Raw genomic sequence first — 25,871 nt, 5'->3', positions numbered from 1 at the left:
CCTAGACAGCCTTGAGCGCCGCTGCGACCATGGAAATACGCAGATTGCGCAAGTACAGACGCAAGCTGGACGCAAAAAACGCAAGGAGACAGCAGTCATGGCCTTGGATCCGGACGACCCACGTCCGCCATATGTGCAGGTCGCCAACGCCCTGCGCGCGGCCATCCTCACCCGCAAGTTCACCGCCGGGGACAAGCTGCCGTCGCGCAGCGAGCTGGCCAAGACCTACAACGTCGCCCCGATGACCGTGCAAAACGCCCTGCGCGAGCTGCGAGAAGAAGGACTCATCGTCTCCCGGCAGGGCAGCGGCGTCTTCGTCCGAGAGCGCACCGAACGCCCAGTCGGCCTGCGCCCGCACATCGAACGCGCCTTCGAGGCCCAGCACGTCACCATCGACTTCGCCGGGTTCTCCGGCGAGACCCTGCACGGCGTGATGGCCGAACCCCTGGACAAGATCCGAATCGGCCGGCTGCGGCCCGAGTCGATCCATGTGCGCCTACTGCTGCCCGACCCCGGCCAGCCCTGGAGCCTGCCCGTTACCGTCGAGGACAAGGCCGACAGTCCCGGCTTCCGCCAGCGCGCCGAAGAGATCATGCGCCGCCACACCCTGGCCATCGTCGATTCCGTGACCGAGCTGGCTCAACTCGGCCTGGTCAACGAAGCCACCGCCGAGATCCGGGTCCATCCCGCGGCTCCCTTGTTCAAGCTCTACCTGATCAACGAGGAAGAAGCCTTCTTCGGCTTCTACCCCGTCCGGGAGCACGTCATCACCTTCGGCGGCGAGACCCAGGCCATGTACGACCTCATGGGCAAAGACGCCATCCTGTTCCACCACTCCGCCAACGACGACGACACCTCCACCGGGAGTCAGTACGTAGACCAGGCCAAAACCTGGTTCACCAGCATGTGGACCACCGTGGCCAAGGAGTACACCCGGTGACCACCGGCGACGAGGCCAAGGCACGGGAACTCCTGGCCAACGCCAAGGCCCTGCTCCTGGACTTCGACGGCCCGATCTGCTCGGTTTTCGCGGGCCTGCCCGCCCCCGCCGTCGCCGAACAACTCCGCGTAGTCCTGGCCGATGGCGGTCACACCGAGTTGCCGGAACCCGTCGCCACCACCGGTGACCCGTTCGACGTCTTCCGCTACGCCGCCACCCTCGGCGACGATGAAGCCCGCTACGTCGAAGCCGCCTTCACCGCCCTCGAAGTCGAAGCTATCGCCACCGCCGAACCCGCCCCAGGCGCCCACGACCTCATCCACGCTTGGCATGAGACCGGCCGCCCAATCGCCATCGTCAGCAACAACAGTGCTGCGGCGATCAAGGTCTATCTGACTTTGTATCAGCTTGATAGTCTCGTGCGTTATGTATCCGCGCGAAGCGATTCAGACTTTCGCCTCCTGAAGCCTAGTCCAGCAATGTTGTTGTCTGCGGTAGGTCGTTTGAGGGTCAATCTTTCGGAAGCGGTGCTCATTGGTGACTCGTTCACTGATCAAGCTGCGGCTCGGGCAGCCGAAATCAATTTCGTATTCTATGCAAACAAGCCCGATAAGGTTGATCTATTTCGATGTGGCCACGGTGATGGCATGGTGCTTGATCTTGCAAATCTAATGTTCATTAGATGAATCTTTGAGTCTGGCTTGTGTGCAACCTTTCCATTACACACCTATCGGAATGGTGCGACTATATGAAGTCGATCTCTTGGTCGTTGTCATCCCGTGGCCTCGTTAACATCCTGTGCAACGACTCAACCTTAAGCATTTCCTTTCCGTCTCTACGTCTTAGCGGTATTGAGATGGCGGTTCCAAATACTTTCTCAACACCGTCTATGAGGCCGCCCTTCACGAGAAATGGTTTGTGCCTTGACTTCTGTTTCGGGATGACAATCGCAACCAAGCTGCAGTCATCGAACTCAAAGACGTCAATGATCAGGCCGGTGATCGCGGGATAAACATACTCTCGCAAGATTGAAGAGTACCTGTCGAGAATGCCCGGGCTATCGTTGCACCCGGTGATGCTTATTGCAATATCTCGACCATATGGATCCCTGCGAGTATCTACTCCAATAATCACCACTCCGCCGTATTCGGAGTTTGCAAACGATGCTACGTCTAAAGAGTATTCGTAACGGGCGCGATTGTTCTCGATGCCGTAATGCTTACTCTTAAACTCTAGGGTGTCGGTCTCCGGCTGGCCTAGAAGGAATTTTCTGTGGCCTCGGGTGAGGGTTGAGTAGATTCCTAGCGGTGTGCCGAGGTTGGCGTCATGACTAGAAAGAATTACTTGGATTTCGCTTGATATCTCGACGACGTACTCGAGGAGGAGTGTCTTGGATAAAGAAAAAAGTAGCTCTGCCCAATCTGGATTTTTGCCCATTCGCTCGATCTTCTCGAACTGTAAGCCGCATGATTCGGCCAGTGGGCCGATTGACTTCCGTATCCAATCTTCGTTCAGGTGAAGCGGGTTGTCTATGCACAAATTAAGTATTAGTGAGCCATTCGAGTCAAGTGAAAAACATAAACAACTTAAGTGCTCATTCAGTGACCCTGAGTGGTCGGATCCGAATTCTGAAGTCAAATCACTATCGTGCACTGAAATGTCGAAAGTTATCTTATGATATTCTTCAAATGGCAAAGACTCGGTAATTGCGATTTCCCGTAGTGCCTTTTCGATCATTTCTGTGGACGCTATTGGGATTATGGTAGATCTGCAGTCGTAGTCGTACTTATTTCGAGATGGAAGACAGTAAATGTTGCCATTGGTGTCAATCAGCGCCTTGTCATTTCGCCAAAAAATCTGGCCCGCGTCTGAGTCATCTGCATGTTGCACGACTACATTATCGCTGAGGGGGCAACTGGCTTCCTCAGCGCGCTTGGGTCAGGTAGCAACTCGCTAGTAGGTTAGTTGTCTGCCGAATTTGGCTCTATGGGATCAAGGCGCGCCGCCTGCGGCGGCGCGCGCGGGGCCCGTCACCTTGGCGGCCGGGCCGGATCCATCGCGGCACACGCCGGGCTCCCGCTCCGCTCCGCCCGGCGGGCCGCGCGGCACGGCCCCCGCAGGTGGGGCGCCAGCGCGCCGCCGCAGGCAGCGCGACAGAACCCCACCGCCCCGGACGCCGGATCGTCCAACGGCCGCCGCACCGCGTCAAGGCGGGAAAGCGTGCCTTGACCCGGCACAGCGACCGCTGAGCAGGCTGCGTATCGGGACGATGGGGGAGGGGTGGTCGAGGGCCGCCAGGCCGTGCCCAGGCCGTCAGAGGTCGGGCGGCAGCGAGAACCCGCGAGAAATGTCGAGAGACAATGCGCAGGTCAGAGGCCGTAGGCCGAAGCACGCCGGAGGTCGACGCGACCAGGCCGTCAGAACTGGTAGTACAGGAACGGGCTGAACGTGCCCGTCGCCACCAGGATGGAGGCGTACACCAGGCCCACCGTCATCACCGCGATCCGCAACCCCGTGGCCGGCTTGCTCCGCGAGGACTCCAGCAGCGGCCCGGTGACCGGGTGCGCCGGCAGGAAGACCACCACCAGCGCGACCAGCAGCAGCACCAGCCGCTGGTTGGTCAGCGCCGACGAGACCACGTCCGTGAGGCCCTCGAAGTCGGGCAGGAGCATGTGGCCGATCATGTTCAGCGCCCGCGGCAGGTCCGCCGACTTGAAGAAGACCCAGCCGAACACCACCAGCACGAAGGTCAGCGCCCGGCGCGCGATCGTGGCGACGCGGTCCGCGGGCGCGGAAGCCCAGCCGAAGGCGCGTTCGATGATCAGCAGCGCGCCGTGGAACATGCCCCACACCAGGAAGGTCCAGTCCGCGCCGTGCCAGAAACCGGTCAGCACGAAGACGATGCACAGGTTGCGGTAGGTCTTCCCGGCGCCACCGCGGTTGCCGCCGAGCGGGATGTAGACGTAGTCCCGGAACCACCGCGACAGCGACATGTGCCACCGCCGCCAGAACTCGGTGATGGTGACCGACGAGTACGGCCGCGCGAAGTTCTCCGGCAGCCGGAAGCCGAGCATCCGCCCCAGCCCGATCGCCATGTCCGAGTACCCCGAGAAGTCGAAGAACAGCTGCAGCGTGTACCCCAGCGCCCCCAGCCACGCCACGGCGAAGGTCATGTCACCCGGTGGGGTGGAAAAGCAGGCGTCCACCATCGGGCTGATCGAGTCGGCGATGATCGTCTTCTTGCACAGCCCCAGCGCGAACCGCGGGAAGCCGGCGGCGATGTCGTCGAGCCGGTGCGACCGGTGCTGCGGCAGCTGGTCGGCGATCTCCCGGTACCGCACGATCGGCCCGGCGACCAGCTGCGGGAACATCGAGATGTAGGTGGCGAACGACACCGGGTTCCGCAGCGCCTGCCGCTCACCGCGGTAGATGTCGACCACGTACGAGACGTGGTGGAAGGTGTAGAACGAGATGCCGATCGGCAGCGCCAGCTGCACGATCGGGAAGTCACCGCCGAGCGCCTGGGCGAACCAGGCGATCTGCTCGGTGGCGAACCCGGCGTACTTCCAGACCACCAGCATGCCGACGTTGAAGCCGATCACGCACAGCAGCAGCACCCGCCGCCGCGCGTCCCGGCCGCGGTCCCACCCGTTCGGCTCCAGGTGCGGCCCGGCCAGGAAGTTCAGCACCATGCACGCCAGCAGCAGCAGGGTGAACACCCCGGCGCCGCTGGCGTAGAAGATCAGGCTGCCGACCGCGATGATGCCGTTTCGCCAGCTCCGCGGGCACACCAGCACGGCGACCAGCACCGCCGGCATGAAGTACCACAGGAACAGCGGCGAAACGAACGACATGGCCGAGCGGCTCCCCCTGGCGACGTAGCAGTTCTGTGACCTTAGCCGAGGGGAGCCGGCCGCAGCCGTCAGATCCTACCGGTGACCCGGCGCAATCGCGCGACTTCGGCCAGCAACACGCCGGCCGCCACAGAGGCGTTGAGCGACTCGACGCCCGCCGCCATCGGAATGGACACCGTCGCGTCGCAGGTTTCCCGCACCAGCCGGGACAACCCGCGCCCCTCCGAGCCGAGCACGATCACCAGGGGCTCGGTGGCCAGGTGCAGTTCGTCGATGTCCATCGAGCCGTCGGCGTCCAGGCCGACGATCATCAGGCCCTCCTGGGCCCACGACTTCAGCTGGCGGGTCAGGTTCGTCGCCATCGCCACCGGCAGCTTCGCCGCCGTGCCCGCGCTGGTCCGCCACGCCACCGCGGTCATGCCCGCGCTGCGACGGCCGGGCAGTACCACGCCGTGCGCCCCGAACGCGGCCGCCGAGCGGATCACCGCGCCGAGGTTGCGCGGGTCGGTCACCCCGTCCAGCGCCACGAACAGCGGCGGCTCGCCGGAGTCGCGTGCGGCGGTGAGCAGGTCGTCCGGGTGGGCGTACTCGAACGGCGGCACCTGCAGGCCGAGACCCTGGTGCACGGCGCGGTTGGTCTTGCGGTCGAGTTCCTCGCGCGGGATCTCCAGGATCGAGATGCCCTTGTCACCGGCCAGCCGCACGGCTTCGGTGACGCGGTCGTCGGCGTCGATGTTGAGCGCCACGTACAACGCGGTCGCCGGCACGTTCGCCCGCAGCGCCTCGACCACCGGGTTGCGCCCGGCGATCAGCTCCGGCGCCTCCGCCTTGTCGCGCTGCTTGGCCGCGCGGGCGGCGGCCGCCGCGGCCCGCCGCTGCGCCGGGTGACCCGGCCGCATCTCGGCCTTCGGGGTCGGGCCCTTGCCTTCGAGCCCCTTGCGCCGCTGACCGCCCGATCCGACGACGGCACCCTTCTTGGTGCCCTCCTTGCGAATCGCACCGCGACGACGGGAGTTGCCTGCCATTGCTACGAGTCCTTAAGGGTCCACTGTGGACCGTTGGGGGTGTCCTCCACCGCGACACCCGCGTTGTGCAACCACGCGCGAACGGAGTCCGCGAGGGTGAAGTCCCGCTCCTTGCGGGCCTGTTGCCTGGTCTCGAGCAGCCCCGAGACGAGCTCGGCCAGCGCCTGGTTCGCCGGACTCTCCTGACCGGCCGCCCAGCGCGGGTCGAGCGGGTCGAGCCCGAGCACCGCGGTCATCGCGCGGACCGAGGCGCCGAGTTCGAGCGCCCGCTGGTTATCGCCGGAGTCCAGCGCCGCGTTGCCGTCGCGCACGGTGTTGTGCATCACGGCGAACGCCTGCGGGGTGGACAGGTCGTCGTCGAGCGCCGCGGTGAACCCCGCGGGCAGCTCGCCGGGTTCGACCGCACCGGCTGCGCCCGCCACCCGCCGGAGGAACTGCTCGATCCGGCGGTACCCCTGCGCCGCCTCGGAAAGCGCGGCGTCGGAGTACTCGATGGTGGACCGGTAGTGCGGCTGGACCAGGTAGTAGCGCAGCTCGACGGCCCGGTGGCTCCGCAGCATCTCCGGAATGGCCACCACGTTGCCCAGCGACTTCGACATCTTCTCGCCGGACATGGTCACCCAGGCGTTGTGCAGCCAGAACCGGGCGAACCCGTCGCCCGCCGCGTGGGACTGCGCGCGCTCGTTCTCGTGGTGCGGGAAAACCAGGTCGACCCCACCACCGTGGATGTCGAACTCACCGCCGAGGTACGTGGTGGCCATCGCCGAGCACTCCAGGTGCCAGCCGGGCCGCCCGTCACCCCACGGAGTGGGCCAAGACGGCTCGCCCGGCTTGGCGCGCTTCCACAGCGTGAAGTCGCGGGGGTCGCGCTTGCCCTCGGCGAGCGTCTCGCCCTGCTGGACCTCTTCGAGCTGCTGCCCGGAAAGCGCGCCGTAGTCGTCGAAGGACTTCACCGAGAAGTACACGTCACCGCCGGCCGCGTAGGCGTGCCCGCGGTCGATCAGCCGCTGCATCAGCTCGACCATCTGCGTGACGTGACCGGTGGCCCGCGGCGCGATCGACGGCGGGAGGCAGCCCAGCGCGGTGTAGGCGTCCTCGAAGGCGCGCTCGTGCGTGGCCGCCCACTCCCACCACGGCCTGCCGTTGGCCGCCGCCTTGGTGAGGATCTTGTCGTCGATGTCGGTGACGTTGCGCACGAACAGCACGTCGAGTCCACTGTGGACGAGCCAGCGGCGCAGCACGTCGTAGTTCAGCGCGCCCCGGACGTGCCCGATGTGCGGCACCCCCTGCACGGTGGCACCACACACGTACATCGAAGCCGTTCCGCTGCGGGCGGGGTGGAACTCCCGCACACTCCTGGACGCCGTGTCGTATAGGTGTAGGGCCACGCCGAAATGGTACGGGCTCGCCGTGACGGCGGTCGCACCGATCCGGCTTCAGAGCAGCTGGTGGGCCCGGAGCGCGGTCAGCAGGGCGTCCGGCCGCTCGGTCGTCGGCAGCGGTTCGACCAGGGCGAACGCGCAGCCGAGCGCCCGCGCCCCGCCGTCGGCCTCCTCGGCGTCACCGATCATCAGCGCCTCCGGACCGGTGATGCCCAGCTGGTCGAGCGCGGCCTGGAAGATCTCCGGCTGCGGTTTGATGGCGCCGACCTCGAAGGACAGCACGAAGGTGTCGACGTAGGCGTCCCAGCCGCGGGCGGCGAAGGCCGGGCGGATGTCGAAGGCGATGTTGCTGATCACGGCGACCTTGACGCCGCGCTCGGCCAGCCCCTTCAACGCCGCTTCGGTGTCCGGGTACGGCGTCCACATCGCGGGATCAATGAGCCGCTCGTACAGCGATTCACGCTGGTGGAGCTGCTGCACCCCGGACTGGCGGAGCACGTCGAGGTAGACCTTGCGGTGCAGTTCCACGTCCAGGTCGCGGTTCTCCCAGGCGTGCTGGTGCTCGTCGTCGAACTGCGCCACCTGGCCGACCGGGGCGGTCATCCGCCGCATCAGCTCGGTCTGGGCTTCGAGGTCGAGCGGTGCGCCGCCGTCGTCGGTGAGGTCGGTGAGCCAGGTCTCGTCCTGCTCCAGGCGGAAGACGGTCCCCGAGAAGTCGAACATCGCCGCAGTGATCGTCACGGCGTCAGGCTACCGGGATCAGCAGGGCGGTGGCGATCGCCGCGATGCCTTCCCCGCGCCCGGTCAGGCCGAGGCCGTCGGTGGTGGTGCCCGCCACGCTGACCGGCCCGCCCGCCGCTTCGGAGAGCACCCGCTGCGCCTCGTCGCGGCGCTTGCCGATGCGGGGTGCGTTGCCGATCACCTGCACGGCCGCGTTGCCGACGGTGAACCCGGCGGCCTCCACCCGCCGCCGGGCTTCGGCGAGCAGTTCGGTGCCGTGCGCGCCGGCCCAGCGCGGGTCGCCGGTGCCGAAGACGGCGCCGAGGTCGCCGAGCCCGGCGGCGGAGAGCAGGGCGTCGCAGAGCGCGTGGGCGGCGACGTCACCGTCGGAGTGCCCGGCGCAGCCGTCCACGCCCTCCCAGCGCAGGCCGGCGACCCAGCAGTCGCGGCCGGCCGCCACCGGGTGCACGTCCACCCCTTGGCCGATTCTGGGGATCACGGGGAGCACAGCGGGCCTCCGGCTTCGGCGAACGCCGCTTCGGCGAGCGCGAGTTCGAACTCCGACGCCAGCCGTGCGGCGTCGGGATGGCCGTCGACCAGCCGGACCCGGGCGCCGAGCCGGTCGAGCAGCCGCTCGGGGCCGTGCTCGGCGAGTTCGGCCCGGAGCCCGGCGTCGAAGGCCATTGGGGTCTGCAGGGTGCGCAGGCGGGCGCGGTCACGCGTACCGGTGATCTTCGACTCGCCGTCGACCAGTTTCACGGTGTCGGTCATCGGCAGCACCGGGACGGCTGCGGGCGCGCCTTCGCGCACGGCCGCCACCACCGCCCTGACCAGCGCGGACGGCGCCAGCGCCCGGGTGGCCTCGTGCACCACGAGTACTCCGGAGCGTGTTTGACCGACCACGTGCAGGGCCCGGCGGAGGGACTCGCTACGATCCGCGCAACCGGAAAAAACCCGGTGCCGCTGGGCGGCCCCGGGCACGACTCGGACCGCCGACTCGCTTTCGGCGAGCCGGCGGTCCGAATCCAGAACTATCGTCAGGTCTTCACAGCCGGAATCGATCAGGCCACGAACCGCATGAGTGAGCAGTGCTTCGCCACGGAGAGACGCGAGTGCGCCCTGGCTGGTGTCCGCGAGAAGCAGAGCGACGTGGTTCATCGCCGTGATCGGGCCGGTGGTTCCGCTCAGACCGTCGCGGTTTCCAGTACCTCGTCGAGCAGGACCTCGGCCTTGCCTTCGTCGGTGCCCTCGGCCAGTGCCAGTTCGCTCACCAGAATCTGCCGTGCTTTGGCCAGCATCCGTTTCTCGCCGGCGGACAAGCCACGGTCCTTCTCACGCCGCCAGAGGTCGCGCACCACTTCGGCCACCTTGTTCACATCGCCGGAGGCGAGCTTCTCCAGGTTGGCCTTGTACCGACGAGACCAGTTCGTGGGCTCCTCGGTGTGCGGCGCACGCAACACGTCGAAGACGCGATTCAGACCGTCCTGCCCGACGACGTCCCGCACACCGACGATCTCGGCGTTGTCTGCGGGCACGCGAACGGTGAGGTCCCCTTGCGCGACCTTGAGGACGAGGTATTTCTTCTCCTCGCCCTTGATCACCCGGGTCTCGATCGCTTCGATGAGTGCGGCACCGTGGTGCGGGTAGACGACGGTCTCTCCGACCTTGAAAACCATGTGTCCTCTGCCCCTTTCGCTAGCACCATCCTAGCACGGCTCGACTGGCACCATCTAGCGCCCCGAGTTCCGTCGTCGCAGGTCAGCGGCCGGATCGTGGGCCGGACGGGGGTTGACAAACGTGCATTTCCCATGCTCATGCAGGTGAGCCGCAAATCGCGGCCCGGCCGCCGGGAAATCCACTGTGGACCATTGATCTTCGAATCCGGCGCGCGCAACGGCCACCGGGTTCGGCCGCGCGCGGCAGTCCGGGCTACCCTTCGCGGGGAACAGGACGCGCAGGAGGGACACGAGACCGTGAGGCAGCAGAAACGACGCGTGCTCGGCGTGGCCGCGCTCGGCCTTGGTGCGGCGCTGGCGCTCGCGGGCTGCGGCGCCGGTCAGATCACCCAGACCGACACCCAGCTGTCCGCGGTCACCGGTGGCTTCACCGACCTCGGGAAGCTCGCCGTGCGGGACGCGAAGCTGACCTTCCCCGGCGCGGCCGCGTTCTACCCGGCCGGTGCCGACGCCCCGCTCGAGCTGGTCGTGGCGAACAACGGCCCCACCGACGACGAGCTGGTCGCGGTCAGCTCGGACGCCGCCACGAGCGCGCAGATCGAGGGCTACCGGGTGGTGGTGGCGGGCAGCAAGATCACCGTCAGCCCGATGGCCAGCCTGCCGCACGACCACGGTGCCGCCCACGCGGCGCCCGCCGCCGGGCAGCCGTCCAGCGGCGCGCCGCAGCCGCCCGCCGGGGCGAACCAGCCGAGCCAGGCCGGTCAGCCGAGCGGCGCCAACCAGCCGGGTGGTTCGAACCAGCCGGAGCAGCCGCCCGCGCCGGGTGCGCAGCCCCCGCCGCCCGCCGAGCACCCGGTCGGGCACGCGGTGGTCAACCTGCTCGGCCTGAAGGCGCCGGTGTACCCGGGTCAGACCCTCAAGGTCACGCTCACCTTCCGCAACGCGGGCTCGGTCGTCGTCGACGTGCCGCTCGCCACTTCCACCAACCCGCGGCCCGACCACGGTTCGGGCACCGACGCCGACCACGGCGGCCACGGTGAGCACGAGGATTCGGCCGCCGGTGGCCAGGCCGACCACGGCGCCCCGCCCGCCACGCACTCGGGCCCGGTCGAAGGCGAGCACGAGGGCCACGGGGGTTGAGCCCCGCGCGAGGTCGCGCCGATCGCTGGACTGGGGTGCGCCAGGCCGCCCGCGGCCTGGCGTGCCGAGGGAAGCGATCGGCTTCGAGCGACCTCGCCGCCGTGCCGGAGGCATGGCCGGAGAAACTGTCGGTAGTCCCGGCTAGCGTGGGCGCTCGTGGCTAAGAAGAGCAGTACCTCGTACCGCTGCGGTGAGTGCGGTTACGAGGCGGCCAAGTGGGTCGGCCGGTGTCCGGAGTGCCAGGCTTGGGGCACGATCGAGGAACGCGGTGACGCGCGTCCGGCGATCGCGCGCATCGTCGCCGGGGCGCCCAGCGCGCCCGCGCGCCCGATCGGCCAGGTCGACGTCGAGGCCGCCAGGGCCCGCCGGACCGGCGTGCCCGAGCTGGACCGCGTGCTCGGTGGCGGGCTGGTGCCCGGTGCGGTGATCCTGCTGGCCGGTGAGCCCGGCGTGGGCAAGTCGACCCTGCTGCTCGAAGTCGCCTACCAGTGGGCGGCGGGCGAGACCGGGGAGCACCCGTCCCTGTACGTCACCGGCGAGGAGTCCGCCGGTCAGGTGCGCCTGCGGGCCGAGCGCACCGGGAACGTCCACGAGCAGATGTTCCTCGCCGCGGAGAGCGATCTCGGGGCCATCGTCGGCCACGTCGACGAAGTCAAGCCCGGGGTGCTGATCGTCGACTCGGTCCAGACCATGTCCTCGCCGCACGCGGACGGCGCGCCGGGCGGGGTGACGCAGGTGCGGGCGGTCACCGCGGGCCTGGTCGCGCTGGCCAAGGAACGCGGGCTGCCGATCATCCTGGTGGGGCACGTCACCAAAGAGGGGTCCATCGCCGGGCCGCGGGTGCTGGAGCACCTGGTCGACGTGGTGCTCCAGTTCGAGGGCGACCGCCATTCGACCCTGCGCATGGTCCGCGGGGTGAAGAACCGCTTCGGTGCCGCTGACGAGATCGGCTGCTTCGAACTGGGGGAGAACGGCATCGTCGGGGTGCCCGATCCGTCGGGGCTGTTCATGAACCGCACCACCGAGCCGGTTCCCGGCACCGCGATCACCGTGGCGATGGAGGGCAAGCGCCCGCTGATGAGCGAGGTGCAGTCGCTGGTCGCCGAATCCACCCTGCCGCAACCGCGTCGCGCGGTGAGCGGGCTCGACTCCTCGCGCGTGCAGATGGTGCTCGCGGTGATGGAGCGGCGGGCGGGCATGCAGCTGGCCAAGCGGGATGTGTTCCTGGCCACGGTCGGCGGCATGAAGATCACCGAGCCCGCCGTCGACCTGGCGCTGGTGCTGGCGATCGCGTCGTCGGTGGCCGACGTGGCGTTGTCGCCGCGCCTGGTCGCGGTCGGCGAAGTCGGGCTGGCGGGGGAGATCCGGCGGGTGTCCAACGTCGGCAAGCGCATCGCCGAGGCCGCCCGCCTCGGCTTCACGCACGCGCTCGTGCCGCCGGACTCCGGCAAGTTCCCGCCCGGTATCCGGGTGCTCGAAGTCGGTGACGTCGGGTTGGCGCTGTCGGCCGCGGAGCACGCGCGGGCCTGAGTGTTTCGGCTCTGCCTGAAACCCCTTGTGCACGGTTGCCCGGTTCCTCAGGATGTCCGCTATTCGACGGAAAATAACCGACGAATTAGCTGGGGAAGGAGTAACAAGTGCAGCGTAGAGGTTTCCTCCGGGCGGTCGTCGGGGTCGCCGCGGCGAGCGCACTGGTCCTGCCGGGTGCGGCGTTCGCCGAGAGCGCGCCGGCCGAGGTGGGTGCGGCCGGCGCCAAATCGCTCAACATCCAGTACCAGGTCCAGGAGACCGGTTACTGGTGCGGCCCGGCCGCGGCGCGGGTGGCGATGTCCGCGAGGACCGGCGCCCTGCCGTCGCAGGGGCAGCTGGCCGCCCAGATGGGCACCACGGAGAACGGCACCGACCACATCAGCCAGATCGCCAACGCGCTCAACGCCAACCTCGGCACCACCTGGTACGAGGTCAAGGAGATGCCGAACGACCCGCCGTCGCAGGCGCAGAAGGACCTGCTCTGGCAGGACATCGTCTACGACATCGACAACGGCTACGCGGTGGTCGCCAACATCGTCGCCCCGCCGGACAACCACCCGCCCGGCTACCCGAACGAGACGATCTACCACTACTTCACGGTGATCGGTTACAACAGCGACAACATGACCGTGCACATCGCCGACTCGGCCAACTTCGGCGGCAACCAGATCTACTGGCTGTCGTTCGACCAACTGGCCTCGCTGATCCCGCCGAAGGGCTACGCGGCCTGATCCCCGCTGCCCGGTGCTCCCGGTGGAATGCCCCCTGGAGCACCGGGCATTGACAGCGGTCACAATTTTGCGGACTATTTCCCTCACCTGACGGAAACCAACCGTCAACGCACTGGGGAAGGACCGCCGAAATGTTCAGACGAAGGTTCCTTGCTGTGCTCACGGCTGTGGTGGCGGGAATCAGCACCGCGCCCGCGCTCGCTTATGCCGCCCCCGCGGCCCCGGCCGCCCGCCCGGCCGACACGGCCGAGATCGACATTTCCGAACTGCCCGCCGTCGTCGAACTCAACGTGCGGCACGAATGGCAGCAGACCGGTTACTGGTGCGGTCCGGCGGCGACCAGGATGGCGCTGTCCGCACGCATGGCCAACCCGCCGTCGCAGGGCAGCCTGGCGCAGCAACTCCCCACGCACACCGGGGGAACCGACCACATCGGCCAGGTCACGCGGGTGCTCAACGCCAACCTCGGCTCCACCTGGTACGAAACCAAGGAGATGCCGAACGACCCGCCGACCGCGGCCCAGCGCGACCTGCTCTGGCGCGACGTGGTGCTGGACATCAACAACAATTATCCGATCGTGGCGAACATCGTCGCCCCGGCGAACAACCACCCGCCCGGCTACCCCAACTACACCGTTTACCACTACTTCACGGTGATCGGTTACAACAGCGACAACATGACGGTGAAGATCGCCGACTCGGCCGGTTTCAGCCAGGGTGTCTATTGGCTCACCTTCCACCAGTTGGCCACGCTCATTCCGCCGAAGGGGTATTCCGCGTAATTCCATTTCAGGCCCAGCTGAAACAGCGTGACAGCAACCGGGCGCCGTCGTTAGCATCCCGCGACTCCGGCGCCCGGTTTCTGTCGGTGGTACCGCGTAAGCTCCCGCCGTGATCCGAACCACACAGGGAGGCGTCTGATGGAAGCGCTGCTCGCGATCGGCACCCGCAAGGGGCTCTGGCTGGCCCGGAGTTCGAACTCGCGGGCCGACTGGGCGGTCACCGGGCCGCACCTGCCGATGACCGACGTCTACGCGCTGGCGATCGACACCCGCTCGGGTTCGCCGCGCCTGCTCGCCGGGGTGACCAGCGAGCACTGGGGCCCGGGGGTGGCCACCAGCGACGACCTCGGCGCCACCTGGCAGGAGCCGGAGCAGGCGCCGATCGCCTTCCCGCCGGACACCGGGGCGGCGCTGCAGCGGGTCTGGCAGCTGACGCCGGCCCCGGAGCCGGACGTGGTCTACGCCGGGGTCGAGCCGTCGGCGCTGTTCCGCTCGGCCGACGGCGGCAAGTCCTTCGAGCTGGTCCGCGGCCTCTGGGACCACCCGCACCGCCCGCGGTGGACGCCGGGGTTCGGCGGCATGGCCATCCACACGGTGCTGCCGCACCCGACCGAACCGCAGCGGGTGACCGTGGCGATGTCCACCGGCGGGGTGTACGACACCACCGACGGCGGGGCCACCTGGACGCCCGCCAACCGGGGCATCCACGTGAAGTTCCTGCCGGAGGAGTACCCGGAGTTCGGCCAGTGCGTGCACAAGGTGGCCCGGCACCCCGCGCGGCCGGACACCATGTTCGCGCAGAACCACCACGGCGTGTACCGCAGCGACGACCACGCCGGGAGCTGGCAGTCGATCGCCGACGGGCTGCCGTCGGACTTCGGCTTCGCCATGGTGGTGCACCCGCACCGGCCGGAGGTGGTCTACAACTTCCCGCTGCAGGCCGACGAGCACCGCTTCCCGCCGGGCGGGCGGTGCCGGGTCTACCGCAGCGAGGACGGCGGGGGCAGCTGGACGGAGCTGTCCGGCGGGCTGCCGGACAGCGGCTTCTACTCCGCCGTGCTGCGCGACGCGATGTGCGTGGACGACGCCGACCCGGCGGGCGTGTACTTCGGCTCCCGGTCGGGTGAGGTGTGGGCCAGCGCCGACGAGGGGGACAACTGGCGGCGCGTGGTCGAGCACCTGCCGGACGTGCTCTGCGTGCGGGCCGCGGTGATCTAGGTGGCCAAGGTCCACCTGCCGTCGATGCTGCGGCCGCTGGCCGGGGCGCAGACCGTGCTGGAGGTCCAGGGCGCCACCATCAGCGCGGCCCTGGACGAACTGCGCGAGCGCTACCCGGCACTGGAACGCCGCCTGCGGGACGAGTCGGGCGCGCTGCGGCGCTACGTCAACTTCTACGTCGACGGCGAAGAGTGCCGCCGCCTGTCGGGCCCCGACACCCCGCTCACCCCGGGCACCGACCTGATGATCATCCCCTCGGTAGCGGGCGGCTGACCCCGCCCGCTCCTGCACGCGAACGTGGGGTCTCGTTCGCGTGGCTGAAGCGCTCTGGAGCGGTGGGGGAGTTCGCGTCACCGGGGTGCGAAGTGGGCGCCGGGGCGAGGTGTTGGCTGGGGCGCCGGGTGGAGACGTTGGCTGGGTGTCCGGGCGGGGCGGGGCGGGATCGCTGGGCGGGGCGGGATCGCCGGGCGGGGCAAGGGCTTGGGTGGAGGCGCCGGGGCGAGGCGTTGGCTGGGGCACCCGGGCGGGACGGGAGGTTGGGCAGAGGTGCCGGGTGAGGATTTTGGCTGGGGTACCCGGGCCGGGTGGAGGCGTCGGACGGGACTTTGGCTGGGGCACCCGGGCCGGGTGGAGGCGTTGGGCGGGACGTTGGCTGGGGCACCGGGGCGGGAAGTTGGGGGAGTGCCGGGTGAGGCGTTGGGCGGGACGCCTAGGCCGGGCGGGGAGGTTGGGCGGGGGTGCCGGGTGAGGATTTTGGCTGGGGCACCCGGGCAGGGCGGGGACGTTGGCGGCAGTGCCGGGTGGAGGCGTTGGGCGGGACGTTGGCTGGGGCACCCGGGCGGGGCGGGGAGGTTGGGCGGAGGCGCCGGGTGGAGAACTTGGTTGGGCACCGGGCGAAGCGGGGCGTGAGGGAAGCGCCGAGTGGAGAAGTTGGCTGGGGTGCCCCGGCAAGACGGGAAAGTTGGCCGGGGGAAGAAGCTGGCTGGGGGCGCCGAGCAGGGCGGGGAAGTTGCGCAGCGCACCGGGTGAGGACGGTGGCTGGGGTACCCGGGCAAAAAGACGGAAGGCGGGCGGCCGCCGGGTGAGGACGTTGGCTGGGGCGCCGGGCGGAGCGGAGAACGTTGGGCGGGGGAGACGTGGCTGATGCGCCGAGCAAACGGGAAAGTTGGGCGGCAGCCGGGTGCCGAAGTAGCGCCAAGCAGGGCGGGAACGTGGGGGAGGCGCGCCCCGCCCGGAGCCGGGGGCGTCGAGCGCCCCCGGCCTGAGCCGGATTACCGGGAGAGGAGGTTGGCGCAGCGGATGAGCCCGATGTGCGAGTACGCCTGCGGGTGGTTCCCCAGCGAGCGTTCCGCGATCGGGTCGTACTGCTCCGGGAGCAGGCCGGTGGGGCCGGCGGCGTCCACCAGCTGCTCGAACAGTTCCTCCGCCTCGGTCCGCCGCCCGGTCAGCAGGTACGCCTCGATCAGCCACGCCGCGCAGATGTGGAACCCGCCTTCGCTGCCGGGCAGGCCGTCGTCGCGGTGGTAGCGGTAGACGGTGGAGCCGCTGCGCAGTTCCGCCTCGATCGCGGTGACCGTCGACTGGAAGCGCTGGTCGCTCGGGTCGATCAGGCCGCTCAAGCCGACGAACAGCGAAGCCGCGTCCAGGTCGGTGCCGTCGTAGGCGGTGGTGAACGCCTGCACCTCGTCGTTCCAGCCGTGCTCCAGCACGTCGGCGGCGATGGTGTCGCGCAGGACGGGCCAGGCCGCCGGGATCTCCCGGTCGTACACCTCGCCCAGCTTGATCGCCCGGTCGATGGTCACCCAGCCCATCACCCGCGAGTACACCCGGTGCCGCGGCACGTGGCGTTCCTCCCAGATGCCGTGGTCCGGCTCGTTCCACCGCCGCGTGACCGCCTCGGCCATCGCCCGCACCATCTGCCAGTCCTGGTCGCGCAGCTCCCCGCGCGCCTCGGCCAGGGTGACCACCAGCTCCACCACCGGCCCGAACACGTCCAGCTGCACCTGGTGGTTCGCCAGGTTGCCGACGCGCACCGGCCGCGAACCGGCGTACCCCGGCAGCGACTCGATCACCGCTTCGGCACCGATCACGCTGCCGGACAGCGTGTACAGCGGGTGCAGCCGCTCCGGCCCGGCCAGCGTGGCCAGCACGCCGTGCAGCCAGCGCAGGTACCCGTCGGCCTCGTCCAGCGAACCCAGCGTCACCAGTTCCCGCACGGTCATCGCGGCGTCGCGGATCCAGCAGTACCGGTAGTCCCAGTTGCGGACGCCGCCGATCTCCTCCGGCAGCGAGGTGGTCGCCGCGGCGAGCACGCCGCCGCTGTCGGTGTTGCACAGCCCGCGCAGCGTCAGCGCCGAGCGCGACACCAGTTCCGGCTGCACCCCCGGCACCTTCAGCGTGGCCGCCCAGTCGCTCCAGTACGCCCCCGCCCGCGCTCGGCGGTCCAGTTCGGACAGTTCGTGCCTGCCGAGATCCGTGGTGCCGCAACGCAGTTCGAGCACCACCGGGCGCTCGGGCGCTGGTTCGACCAGTGCGACGGCGGTGTCGTGCATGCCGTCGGAGTTGATCTCCCACCGCACGCCGGGCGACCGCAGCACGATCGGCTCCGAGGTGCCCAGCACCCGCAGGCCGTCCTCCTCGGTCACCAGCTTAACCGGCACCCCGCCGAACTCCGGCCGCGGCGCGAAGACCACCTGTGCCGCGGCTTCGCCGGAGATCACCCGGACGATGTCGGTGCGGTGCGGTGGGCTGTCCGGCTCGAGGTAGTCGGTGACCAGCAGCCGCGACCAGCGCGTCTCCACGGTCATCGTGTTCGGCAGGTAGCGCTGGCCCAGCGGCAGGCCGTTGCGGTGCGGTTTGATGGAGAAGTGCCCGGCACCCGGTCCGCCGAGCAGGTCGGCGAAGATCGCGGGCGCGTCCGGGCCGGGGTGGCACAGCCAGGTCAGCTTGGCGTCCGGGGTGAGCAGCGCGACCGAGCGCTCGCTGGCCAGCATGGAGATCCGCTCGATCGGCGGCGCCTGCTCGCCGTAGAGCCAGTGCCGCCGCTCCTCCAGCAGGAAGGCGAGCACGGTGGCCACGTCGACGGTGTCCGGCACCCGGTAGGCGGCCAGGCTCTCCCCGTCGCCGACCTTGACCCCGAGGTCGGGGCCCGACAGCCGGGCGAAGGCCTTCTCGTCGGTCACGTCGTCGCCGAGGAACACCGCGGCGGTGGCGTTGACCTGGTGGCGCAGGGTGTCCAGGGCGCGGCCCTTGTCGGTCTGCACCACGGCCAGCTCGACCACCTCCTTGCCGTCGGTGGTGGTCACCCCCGGCCAGGTGCACGGTCCATTGTGGACATCGGCGAGCACGCGCCGCCCGGCGTCGTACTCGGCGCGGCGCACGTGCACGGCGATGCTGGCCGGTTTCACCTCCAGGGAAACACCCGGCACATCGAGCACCAGCTGTTCGAGTTCGGCTTCCAGCCGCCGGTGCAGTTCACGCGCTTTCGCGTCGAGCGCGTGCACGAAACCGATGTCGAATTCCGAACCGTGGCTGCCCACCAGGTGGACTTCGGCGGGCAATCGGGAAAGCGTGGCGAGATCGCGCAAAGCACGACCGGAGATCACGGCCGTGGTGGTTTCGTGCAGGCCGGCAAGTGATCGCAGGGCACCGACCGATTCGGGAAGTGGGCGGGCCTCGTCCGGGTTGGACGTGATCGGAGCCAGCGTGCCGTCGTAGTCGCAGGCGACCAGCAAGCGCGGCGTCCGCGCGATCTGCACGATCGCACGCCGCAGCTCGGCGGGCAGGGCCTCGGCGGTCAACACTCCTCCTAGGAGCAGGTACGTGGGGTATGGGAGTTGATTTCTCAGGCGGAGGGCTCGGACCCGAGTGCTTCCAGGAACGAGCGCGCCCAGCGGTCGACGTCGTGGGTGAGGACCTGACGTCGAAGCGCGCGCATTCTCCGTCTTCCCTCGGCCGGGTCGAGCGTAATGGCAGCCGCCAAAGCGCTCTTAACCCCGTCGAGGTCGTGCGGGTTGACCAGGAACGCACTGCTCAACTCGGCTGCCGCGCCGGCGAACTCGGAGAGCACCAGCGCGCCCCCGAGGTCGTGGCGGCAGGCCACGTACTCCTTGCAGACCAGGTTCATGCCGTCGCGCAGGGGGGTCACCACCATCACGTCGGCGGCGGAGAAGAAGGCGGCCAGCTCCGTGCGGTCCACGGACTGGTGCAGGTAGTGCACGACCGGGTGACCGACGCGGGCGAATTCGCCGTTGGTCCGGCCGACCATCTGCTCGATTTCCCCGCGCATGCGCTGGTAGTGCTCGACCCGCTCACGGCTGGGCGTGGCCAGCTGGATGAACGCCACGTCCTCGGGCTTCACCCGGTCTTCCTGCAGCAGCTCGTGGAAGGCTTGCAGGCGCAGGTCGATGCCCTTGGTGTAGTCGAGGCGGTCGACACCGAGCAGCACGGTCTTCGGGTTGCCGAGGTCGCGGCGGATCTGCGCGGCGCGTTCGGCCACCTTCTTCGTGCGCGCCAGGTTGTCCAGACCGGCCGCGTCGATGGAGATCGGGAACGCGCCGACGCGCACCGTCCGGTCGCCGACCTGCACCACACCGGGCCGCGACCGCACGCCGACCGCCCCCCGGCTGGGCTCCAGGCCGATCAGCTGGCGCGCCAGCCACAGGAAGTTCTGCGCGCCACCCGGCCGGTGGAAACCGACCAGGTCGGCGCCGATCAGCCCGCGCACGATCTCCGCCCGCCACGGCAGCTGCATGAACAGCTCGACCGGCGGGAACGGGATGTGCAGGAAGAAGCCGATCCGCAGGTCGGGCCGCAGTTCGCGGAGCATGCTCGGCACCAGCTGGAGCTGGTAGTCCTGCACCCAGACCACCGCGCCCTCACCGGCCACCTTGGCGCTGGCCTCGGCGAAGCGCCGGTTGACCTTGACGTAGCTGTCCCACCAGGCGCGGTCGAACACCGGCCGGGCGACCACGTCGTGGTACAGCGGCCACAGCGTGGCGTTCGAAAAGCCCTCGTAGTAGTCGGTCACCTCTTCGGCGCTGAGCGTGACCGGGTGCAGCACCAAGCCCTCGTCGGAGAACTCGTCGACCTCCACGTCCGGTACGCCGGGCCAGCCGACCCAGGCCCCCTTCCGGGAGCGCAGGAACGGTTCGAGTGCGGAGACGAGCCCACCCGGGCTCGCGGTCCAGCGCTGGGTTCCGTCGGCGGAGCGGTCGAGGTCCACCGGCAACCGGTTGGCCACCACGACGAATTCGGCGGCCGTGCTGACAGGCTCGGTCATGGTTCGCAGACTATCGTGACCGCCCCGCCCGTCACCGGATGAGAACGTGAGACTTGTCCCGCCGCGTCACCCGGCTCGCGGTTCCCTCAGTCCACCCGGCCGGGCTTCGGCCGCAGCGGACCCGCCATCCGGGGGCCTGCCAGCTTCCGCTCCAGCCTGCCGAGGCGGGTGCGCACCGGCTGCGCGAAGTACTCGCCGAGCACCACACCCGCGGCCAGCGCCAGCCCGACGGCCACCGCGGTCATCAGCGTGCCCAGCTCACCACCCGGTTCGACGCCCATCTCGTACAACCCGCGGTAGGTCGACAGCCCCGGCAGCAACGGTGTGATCCCGGAAACCGCGATGACCAGCGGGGTCTCCTTCAACCGCCGCGCCAGCACCCCGCCGGAGAAGCCGACCAGCGTGGCGGCGACCGCGGAGGCGGTGATCTGGTCCGCGCCGAGCAGCCCGAGCGCGCCGTACCCGACGCTGCCGACCGCACCCGCGGCGGCGGCGATCAGCAGCGACCGCAGCCTGGCGTAGCTGGCCAGGGCGAAGCACAGCGCCGCACCCGCCCCGGCGACCACCATGATCGGCAGGTCCAGCGCGGTGTTGCTGTAGACCGCGGGCGGCGGCGTGCGCTGCACGATGGCGAACAGCGGCGCGGTGTTCAGCGCCAGCACCACCCCGGTGATCAGCCCGGCCGACATCATCGCCACCTCGGTGGTGCGCCCGGCGGCGGTGACGTTGTACCCGGTGATCGCGTCCTGCACCGCGGACACCGTGCTCAACCCGGACAGCAGCACGGTGATCGCCGCGGCCACCACGATGGTGGGCCGTTCGATCGGCAGCAGGTTGGTGTTGACCACCAGCACCGCGGCCAGTGTGGCGATGAAGCCGCCGACCACCTGCTGGAAGAAGAACGGCAGCGTGTACCGGTTGAGCACGCGGCCGACCCGGTCGATCACCGAGCTGATCACGAAGGCGATCAACGCGGTGGCCCAGTCGCCGCCGATCAGCAGCGAGATGAACGCCGCCATGCCGCCCCAGGCCAGGGTGGACACCCACCGCCGGTAGGGGTGCGGCCGCGAGGTGATCCGCTCCAGTTCGGTGTAGGCGTCCTCGGCGCTGACCCGGCCGCGGGTGATCCGCTGGACCAGCCCCTCGGTGTCGGTCAGGCGGCTGTAGTCGAGGCCGCGGGCGCGCACCACGCGCAGCGCGGTGACCGGCGAGAGCTCGGAACCGCGGTGGCAGGTGACCGTGATCGAGGTGAAGATGACGTCCACCTCGCAGTGCGGCAGGCCGAGTGCCGAGGTCAGCGCCAGGATGGTGGCGGTGACGTCGGACGCGCCCGCGCCGCTGGCCATCTGCACCTCACCGATGCGCAGGGCGAGGTCCAGCACGAAGTTGACGGTGGCGTCGTCCGGCAGCGCCGGGCCGATCGCGGTCTGCTGCTCGGCGGCCGGCTGCTCGCCCGTGTCCGCTTCGAGGATCTGCCACGCCCGGCTGCGCGGTTCCGAACCACCGTCGCGGCGGCGGCGGGTTCTGCGCGGCCGCTCGTTCACCGGCGCTTCGAGGATCTGCCAGCCGCGCTTGCGCTCGGCTGCCCGGCTGCGCTGGTTGATCTTCATCTACCCGTCCACCTCCCTGGTCATTCCCGGAGACCATCGACGCTCGGCCTCCGACCGTTGCATGATCGGAACAGTGGCGTCCACCACGTTCCGCTTCGTGGTTACCGATCACTCGATCCGGGTATCCCCGCCGCGTCGTCGCGACCAGTGAAGGAGTGGTGCATGGGGCTCCACGGCGAGGAACTGACGTTCGGCGTCGAGGAGGAATTCTTCCTGGTCGACGCGTCCGGGCAACTGGTCTCCCGGGGTCCGGAGGTGGTCGAGGGGACCGAGGAACGCGGTGGTGAACTGCAGCAGGAGCTGATCAGCTCCCAGGTGGAGACGGCGACCGACGTGTGCCGGACCGCCGACGAGGTGCTGGGGCACCTCACCCGGTTGCGCACCGGGCTGGCCGAGAGCGCGAGCAAGCGCGGCCTGCGGCTGCTGCCGAGCGGTACCCCGCTGCTGCCCGAGGCGTCGCACGAGATCACCGAGGAGGAGCGGTACCGGCGCATAAGCGAGTGGTTCGGCGTCATGGCCCGCTCCACCGCCACCTGCGGGTGCCACGTGCACGTCGAGGTGGCCGACCGGGAGACCGCGGTGCGGGTCAGCAACCACACCCGCGCCTGGCTGCCCGCGCTGCTGGCGCTCACCGCGAACTCGCCGTTCGACGGCGGAGCGGTCACCGGCTACCGCAGCTGGCGGCACGTGCTGTGGTCGCGCTGGCCGTCGGCCGGGCCGCCGCCGCTGTTCGTCTCGCTGGACCACTACGAGAACAGCGTGGCCGCGATGCTGCGCAGCGGCGCGATGATGGACCGGGCGATGCTGTACTGGGACGTCCGCCTCTCCGACAAGCAGCCGACGCTGGAGTTCCGGATCTGCGACGTGGCCGCGACCCCGGAGGAGGCCACGCTGGCCGCGGTGCTGATCCGCGGGCTGGTGAACGTGGCGCTGCGGGACGTCGCCGACGACCGCACCCCGGTGGCCGTGCCCGACGAGATCCTGCGCGCGAACCTCTGGCGCGCCGCCCGCGACGGCCTGAGCGGTTCGTGCCTGCACCCCGAGAGCGGGGAACTGGTGCCGGTCTGGTCCATCCTGGACGAAATGCTGGCCGGCCTGCGGGACGCCCTGTCCACCACCGGCGACCTGGAGTTCGCCGAACGCATGCTGGCGCGCCTGCGCACCACCGGCGGTGGCGCCGACCGCCAACTCGCCGCCTACCGCACCCGGGACCGACTCACCGACGTCGTGGACGAGCTGTGCGTGTGACGTCTATATACTCCGGGGCGCAGGCCGACATAGCTCAGTTGGTAGAGCAGCTGTCTTGTAAACAGCAGGTCAGGGGTTCGAGTCCCCTTGTCGGCTCTCTGTTTTCGGCCCCGCCTCCGGCGGGGCGGCGAGGTCGCTTTTGAGCCGGTGACTGGAGCGGGCGCCGCGCCCGGCCCCGGGGGGCCGAACACGGCACCCGCTCCAGTCACCGGCGCGACCTCGCGGGTGGGACCGGGATCAGTGTCCGTGCAGGAAGGTGCGCAGGTCGTCCAGGTCGCCGAAGATGACCGGCTGGGTGCCGGTGCGGACGAGGCCGGCGGGCAGGGTGCTCAGCGTGGTGTCCACCGCGGTGGAGGCGCTGGAGCTGGTGTGTTCCACGTTGTCGTCGAGCACCTCGCCCGAGGTCAGCGCGACCGTGCCGACGGTGCCCGCGCCGTTCACCACACCCTGGCCGAGGCCCTCCCGCATCGGGTCCAGCGGGTGGGTCGGGTCGGCGGCGGCGGGGAGGGCACCGCCGAACGCGGCGCCGGCGAACGCGAGGGGCAGCGCCAGGCGGGCGGCCAGGCGGGACTTCTTCACGGGATCTCCTATGGGTGACGCAGTGTGACTGCACGGGGGACGCGTCCACTGTGGCCGCGCCCCGTCCGCCGAGCCAGTCAAACGCGCCGGTGTCACACCATGGGGGGAGATCCACGCAACAACCCCAGTTCCTCCGGGGCCAGTTCGACGCCCATCGACCGCAGCACCGCGGCCAGGTCGGTGACGGGCTCGCGGGTCAGCTCCCCGCCGGCCCGCTCGACGGTCAGCTGGTCGCCGACGAGGCGCTTGCTGAGCCGCTCACCACGGGTCATCACCACCACCTGCCCGCTGAACGGCGACTTCGGGTGGGTCGCGATGTAGTGGTTGGCCACGTTGTAGTCGATCTGGTGCTGGGGCAGGTCGTCGGTGGCGTGCAGGACCTCCCAGCCGTCGGCGCCGCGACGCGACAGAATCCAAAATGGACCGTCGCGGGTGATGCGGTGCAGCCAGCCGTTCTGGTCCGCTTCGAAACCGTCGACCAGGGGCATCGCCGTGACCAGGCCGGTGCCGAAGCCGACGTCGGCGAGGTGGTCGGTGCCCTCGACCCGCACCAGGACGACCATGTGCGTGCGCGGACCGGCTCCCGCCGGATCGACCCGCGCCATCCGGCGGCGCACGTCGAACCCGAGCAGTTCCAGCGCGGCGGCGAACAGCAGGCCGTGCTCGTAGCAGTAACCCCCGCGCCGCCGGTGCACCATCTTGTCGGCGATCGTCTTCAGCTGGAGGCCGGGGTGCGGGCCGAGCAGCGCGTCGAGGTTCTCGAACGGGATCGACCGCACGTGGGCCTCGTGCAACGACCGCAACGCCGCCGCGGACGGCCGCACCCGCGCGTGGCCGATGCGCTCCAGGTACGCGTCCAGATCGAGGTCCGCCAACTGCCAATCGCTCATTGCGCCACTCCTTCCAGCAACCACCGGGACACGGACACCTCGAACAGCACCCGGCCGCCACCCCGCTCGAACGGGGTGCGCACGTCCCAGCCGTACTTCGCGGCGAAGGCTTCGACGACCGCGTCGGGGAACGGCTGGTGGTGGATCTTCGCGCGGCCCTCGGCGACGACCGGGTCGTAGCCGTGTTCGAGGGCGATCGACACCCGGGGGTCCGCGGCGATGTTCCTGGCCTTCACGGACCGCTCGCTCGCGCAGATCCACCAGGTGTCGCGCTCGAAGGTGAACCACACCGGGGTGAGGTGCGGTGAGCCGTCGGGCCGCAGGGTGCACAGCCAGGCGTTCTCGGTGTCCATGGGGCGATGCTGCAACCTCGACCACGGTCGATGTCTAGAGCCGTGTGGCGGTTCCGCTCACCGAGATGCCACCGCTTTCCGGGATGTCCACCAGCAGGCGGCTCGGGCGGCCCATGTCCTCGCCCTGCCGGATGGTGATCCGGCCGGTCACGCCCCGTTCACGCAGGTACGCGCCGAACGCGGCGGCCGCGGCGCCGGTGGCCGCGTCTTCGCGGACACCGCCGGGCGGGAACGGGTTCCGCGAGTGGTAGCCGTCCGGGCCGGACCAGACCAGCTGCACGGTGGTCCAGTCCTCCTGCGCCATCAGGGCGCCGAGCGCGTCGAAGTCGTAGTCCAGCTCCGCCAGGCGCTCGCGGGTGGCCGCGGCGAGCACGAGGTGGTGGTTCCCGGCGAAGGCGACCCGCGGCGGCAGCCCGGGGTCGAGGTCGGACTCCGGCCAGCGCAACGCGGTCAGCGCCGCGTCCAGCACCGACGGCGCCACCGGCCGCACCGAAGGCGGCACGCTGGTCAGGGTCGCCAGCAGCCGGCCGTCTTCGAAGCCGGTGCGCACGACGACCTCGCCCGCCTGCGTCCGCAGCGTCAGCCGGCCCGGCCCGAAGCGCGAGGCGTGGGCGACCGCCGTCGCGATGGTGGCGTGGCCGCAGAACGAAACTTCGGCCAGCGGGCTGAAGAAGCGGATGCGGTCGCCGTCGAACAGGAACGCGGTTTCCGAGTACCCCAGTTCGGCGGCGATCGCCAGCATCCGGTCGTCGCCCAGGCCGGTGGCGTCCAGCACCACCCCGGCCGGATTGCCCCCGGCGCCGTCGACGTCGAAGGCCGTGTATCGCTCGATCTCTGTCATGCCCCCAGCCTGCCGCCGCGTCCGGCATCATGTCCAACGATGACTTTCGATGTCGACGATCGGGGATTCCG

General features: G+C 69.5%; 24 protein-coding genes and 1 tRNA gene. 10 read left to right on the top strand and 15 right to left on the bottom strand.

Annotation, left to right across the window (positions count from 1 at the left end; genetic code table 11):
• The first annotated feature begins 97 nt into the window (after nucleotides 1-97).
• Both AC07EG_RS04645 and AC07EG_RS04640 read left to right on the top strand, forming a co-directional pair.
• Entirely contained in the window at nucleotides 98-940 is an 843-nt protein-coding gene (locus tag AC07EG_RS04645; RefSeq protein ID WP_423577778.1) for a GntR family transcriptional regulator, read from the top strand.
• On the top strand, nucleotides 937-1,626 hold the full coding sequence (locus AC07EG_RS04640; protein ID WP_478251625.1) for an HAD family hydrolase: 690 nt from the start codon (nucleotides 937-939) through the stop codon (nucleotides 1,624-1,626). The genes AC07EG_RS04645 and AC07EG_RS04640 overlap by 4 nt, the downstream gene beginning before the upstream one ends.
• 58 nt (nucleotides 1,627-1,684) lie before the next feature.
• On the opposite strand, the gene AC07EG_RS04635 is transcribed toward AC07EG_RS04640, so the two are convergent.
• The 8 genes from AC07EG_RS04635 to AC07EG_RS04600 all read right to left on the bottom strand — a co-directional run bounded on the left by AC07EG_RS04635 (nucleotide 1,685) and on the right by AC07EG_RS04600 (nucleotide 9,597).
• Nucleotides 1,685-2,677 (bottom strand): AlbA family DNA-binding domain-containing protein, encoded by a 993-nt coding sequence (locus AC07EG_RS04635; RefSeq protein WP_478251624.1) that lies wholly within the window; start codon nucleotides 2,675-2,677, stop codon nucleotides 1,685-1,687.
• Between the two features lie 680 nt (nucleotides 2,678-3,357).
• Nucleotides 3,358-4,794, bottom strand: a complete 1,437-nt coding sequence (locus AC07EG_RS04630) for an MBOAT family O-acyltransferase (RefSeq protein WP_478251623.1) — start codon at nucleotides 4,792-4,794, stop codon at nucleotides 3,358-3,360.
• Nucleotides 4,795-4,862: 68 nt separating this feature from the next.
• Nucleotides 4,863-5,819, bottom strand: a complete 957-nt coding sequence (gene rlmB / locus AC07EG_RS04625) for a 23S rRNA (guanosine(2251)-2'-O)-methyltransferase RlmB (protein WP_478251622.1) — start codon at nucleotides 5,817-5,819, stop codon at nucleotides 4,863-4,865.
• 2 nt (nucleotides 5,820-5,821) lie between these two features.
• Nucleotides 5,822-7,207, bottom strand: coding sequence for a cysteine--tRNA ligase (cysS, locus tag AC07EG_RS04620; protein WP_478251621.1), 1,386 nt, complete (start codon nucleotides 7,205-7,207; stop codon nucleotides 5,822-5,824).
• 48 nt (nucleotides 7,208-7,255) lie between these two features.
• Nucleotides 7,256-7,942: an HAD family hydrolase gene (locus AC07EG_RS04615; RefSeq protein WP_478251620.1), complete on the bottom strand. Its 687-nt coding sequence runs from the start codon at nucleotides 7,940-7,942 to the stop codon at nucleotides 7,256-7,258.
• 4 nt (nucleotides 7,943-7,946) lie between these two features.
• Nucleotides 7,947-8,420: a 2-C-methyl-D-erythritol 2,4-cyclodiphosphate synthase gene (gene ispF / locus AC07EG_RS04610; RefSeq protein ID WP_478251619.1), complete on the bottom strand. Its 474-nt coding sequence runs from the start codon at nucleotides 8,418-8,420 to the stop codon at nucleotides 7,947-7,949.
• A complete protein-coding gene (locus AC07EG_RS04605) occupies nucleotides 8,417-9,079 on the bottom strand; it encodes an IspD/TarI family cytidylyltransferase (RefSeq protein ID WP_478251618.1) in 663 nt (220 codons plus the stop codon). Before AC07EG_RS04605 ends, ispF begins: the two co-directional genes overlap by 4 nt.
• A 26-nt stretch (nucleotides 9,080-9,105) precedes the next feature.
• Entirely contained in the window at nucleotides 9,106-9,597 is a 492-nt protein-coding gene (locus AC07EG_RS04600; RefSeq protein WP_478251617.1) for a CarD family transcriptional regulator, read from the bottom strand.
• 297 nt (nucleotides 9,598-9,894) lie between these two features.
• Here AC07EG_RS04600 and AC07EG_RS04595 point away from each other — a divergent pair, with 297 nt between their 5' ends.
• The 6 genes from AC07EG_RS04595 to AC07EG_RS04570 all read left to right on the top strand — a co-directional run bounded on the left by AC07EG_RS04595 (nucleotide 9,895) and on the right by AC07EG_RS04570 (nucleotide 15,271).
• Nucleotides 9,895-10,737, top strand: coding sequence for a copper chaperone PCu(A)C domain-containing protein (locus AC07EG_RS04595; protein WP_478251616.1), 843 nt, complete (start codon nucleotides 9,895-9,897; stop codon nucleotides 10,735-10,737).
• 156 nt (nucleotides 10,738-10,893) lie between these two features.
• Nucleotides 10,894-12,267 (top strand): DNA repair protein RadA, encoded by a 1,374-nt coding sequence (gene radA, locus AC07EG_RS04590; RefSeq protein ID WP_478251615.1) that lies wholly within the window; start codon nucleotides 10,894-10,896, stop codon nucleotides 12,265-12,267.
• Between the two features lie 107 nt (nucleotides 12,268-12,374).
• Nucleotides 12,375-12,998, top strand: coding sequence for a C39 family peptidase (locus AC07EG_RS04585; RefSeq protein ID WP_478251614.1), 624 nt, complete (start codon nucleotides 12,375-12,377; stop codon nucleotides 12,996-12,998).
• 131 nt (nucleotides 12,999-13,129) lie between these two features.
• The gene (locus AC07EG_RS04580; protein WP_478251613.1) at nucleotides 13,130-13,780 is read left to right on the top strand and encodes a C39 family peptidase; all 651 of its coding nucleotides are present in this window, start codon (nucleotides 13,130-13,132) and stop codon (nucleotides 13,778-13,780) included.
• Nucleotides 13,781-13,918: 138 nt separating this feature from the next.
• Complete coding sequence (locus AC07EG_RS04575) at nucleotides 13,919-14,998, top strand: WD40/YVTN/BNR-like repeat-containing protein (protein WP_478251612.1); 1,080 nt, start codon at nucleotides 13,919-13,921, stop codon at nucleotides 14,996-14,998.
• On the top strand, nucleotides 14,999-15,271 hold the full coding sequence (locus AC07EG_RS04570) for a MoaD/ThiS family protein (RefSeq protein ID WP_478251611.1): 273 nt from the start codon (nucleotides 14,999-15,001) through the stop codon (nucleotides 15,269-15,271).
• Between the two features lie 998 nt (nucleotides 15,272-16,269).
• On the opposite strand, the gene otsB is transcribed toward AC07EG_RS04570, so the two are convergent.
• The 3 genes from otsB to AC07EG_RS04555 form a co-directional block, all read right to left on the bottom strand.
• Complete coding sequence (gene otsB / locus AC07EG_RS04565) at nucleotides 16,270-18,798, bottom strand: trehalose-phosphatase (protein ID WP_478251610.1); 2,529 nt, start codon at nucleotides 18,796-18,798, stop codon at nucleotides 16,270-16,272.
• A gap of 44 nt (nucleotides 18,799-18,842) precedes the next feature.
• On the bottom strand, nucleotides 18,843-20,279 hold the full coding sequence (locus AC07EG_RS04560; protein WP_478251608.1) for an alpha,alpha-trehalose-phosphate synthase (UDP-forming): 1,437 nt from the start codon (nucleotides 20,277-20,279) through the stop codon (nucleotides 18,843-18,845).
• 86 nt (nucleotides 20,280-20,365) lie between these two features.
• Nucleotides 20,366-21,889 carry a threonine/serine exporter family protein gene (locus AC07EG_RS04555; RefSeq protein WP_478251607.1) on the bottom strand — a complete coding sequence of 508 codons (1,524 nt, stop codon included), beginning with the start codon at nucleotides 21,887-21,889 and terminating at the stop codon, nucleotides 20,366-20,368.
• A 162-nt stretch (nucleotides 21,890-22,051) separates the two neighbouring features.
• Here AC07EG_RS04555 and AC07EG_RS04550 point away from each other — a divergent pair, with 162 nt between their 5' ends.
• Both AC07EG_RS04550 and AC07EG_RS04545 read left to right on the top strand, forming a co-directional pair.
• Nucleotides 22,052-23,137, top strand: coding sequence for a carboxylate-amine ligase (locus tag AC07EG_RS04550; RefSeq protein WP_478251606.1), 1,086 nt, complete (start codon nucleotides 22,052-22,054; stop codon nucleotides 23,135-23,137).
• 23 nt (nucleotides 23,138-23,160) lie between these two features.
• A tRNA-Thr gene (locus tag AC07EG_RS04545) sits at nucleotides 23,161-23,233 on the top strand.
• 141 nt (nucleotides 23,234-23,374) lie between these two features.
• Here AC07EG_RS04545 and AC07EG_RS04540 read toward each other — a convergent pair.
• The 4 genes from AC07EG_RS04540 to AC07EG_RS04525 form a co-directional block, all read right to left on the bottom strand.
• Nucleotides 23,375-23,716, bottom strand: coding sequence for a hypothetical protein (locus tag AC07EG_RS04540; RefSeq protein WP_478251605.1), 342 nt, complete (start codon nucleotides 23,714-23,716; stop codon nucleotides 23,375-23,377).
• A gap of 92 nt (nucleotides 23,717-23,808) precedes the next feature.
• Nucleotides 23,809-24,606: an arylamine N-acetyltransferase family protein gene (locus AC07EG_RS04535; RefSeq protein ID WP_478251604.1), complete on the bottom strand. Its 798-nt coding sequence runs from the start codon at nucleotides 24,604-24,606 to the stop codon at nucleotides 23,809-23,811.
• Complete coding sequence (locus AC07EG_RS04530) at nucleotides 24,603-24,959, bottom strand: pyridoxamine 5'-phosphate oxidase family protein (protein ID WP_478251603.1); 357 nt, start codon at nucleotides 24,957-24,959, stop codon at nucleotides 24,603-24,605. Before AC07EG_RS04530 ends, AC07EG_RS04535 begins: the two co-directional genes overlap by 4 nt.
• Nucleotides 24,960-24,993: 34 nt before the next feature.
• Entirely contained in the window at nucleotides 24,994-25,800 is an 807-nt protein-coding gene (locus AC07EG_RS04525) for a PhzF family phenazine biosynthesis protein (protein WP_478251602.1), read from the bottom strand.
• Nucleotides 25,801-25,871: the final 71 nt, after the last annotated feature.

Source organism: Amycolatopsis sp. NPDC045836 (genome assembly GCF_056431745.1).
The sequence above is the reverse complement of the archived record's forward strand: the minus strand, read 5'-3'. Positions and strand labels throughout refer to the sequence as shown.

Bases quoted from the DNA above. Each gene is read 5' to 3' on its own strand.
- AC07EG_RS04580 (WP_478251613.1), top strand. From the start codon at position 13,130: ATGTTCAGACGAAGGTTCCTTGCTGTGCTCACGGCTGTGGTGGCGGGA.
- rlmB (WP_478251622.1), bottom strand. From the start codon at position 5,819: ATGGCAGGCAACTCCCGTCGTCGCGGTGCGATTCGCAAGGAGGGCACC.
- AC07EG_RS04535 (WP_478251604.1), bottom strand. From the start codon at position 24,606: ATGAGCGATTGGCAGTTGGCGGACCTCGATCTGGACGCGTACCTGGAG.
- AC07EG_RS04575 (WP_478251612.1), top strand. From the start codon at position 13,919: ATGGAAGCGCTGCTCGCGATCGGCACCCGCAAGGGGCTCTGGCTGGCC.
- AC07EG_RS04550 (WP_478251606.1), top strand. From the start codon at position 22,052: ATGGGGCTCCACGGCGAGGAACTGACGTTCGGCGTCGAGGAGGAATTC.
- AC07EG_RS04645 (WP_423577778.1), top strand. From the start codon at position 98: ATGGCCTTGGATCCGGACGACCCACGTCCGCCATATGTGCAGGTCGCC.
- AC07EG_RS04600 (WP_478251617.1), bottom strand. From the start codon at position 9,597: ATGGTTTTCAAGGTCGGAGAGACCGTCGTCTACCCGCACCACGGTGCC.
- AC07EG_RS04630 (WP_478251623.1), bottom strand. From the start codon at position 4,794: ATGTCGTTCGTTTCGCCGCTGTTCCTGTGGTACTTCATGCCGGCGGTG.
- AC07EG_RS04525 (WP_478251602.1), bottom strand. From the start codon at position 25,800: ATGACAGAGATCGAGCGATACACGGCCTTCGACGTCGACGGCGCCGGG.
- AC07EG_RS04605 (WP_478251618.1), bottom strand. From the start codon at position 9,079: ATGAACCACGTCGCTCTGCTTCTCGCGGACACCAGCCAGGGCGCACTC.
- AC07EG_RS04560 (WP_478251608.1), bottom strand. From the start codon at position 20,279: ATGACCGAGCCTGTCAGCACGGCCGCCGAATTCGTCGTGGTGGCCAAC.
- AC07EG_RS04530 (WP_478251603.1), bottom strand. From the start codon at position 24,959: ATGGACACCGAGAACGCCTGGCTGTGCACCCTGCGGCCCGACGGCTCA.
- AC07EG_RS04555 (WP_478251607.1), bottom strand. From the start codon at position 21,889: ATGAAGATCAACCAGCGCAGCCGGGCAGCCGAGCGCAAGCGCGGCTGG.
- AC07EG_RS04635 (WP_478251624.1), bottom strand. From the start codon at position 2,677: ATGATCGAAAAGGCACTACGGGAAATCGCAATTACCGAGTCTTTGCCA.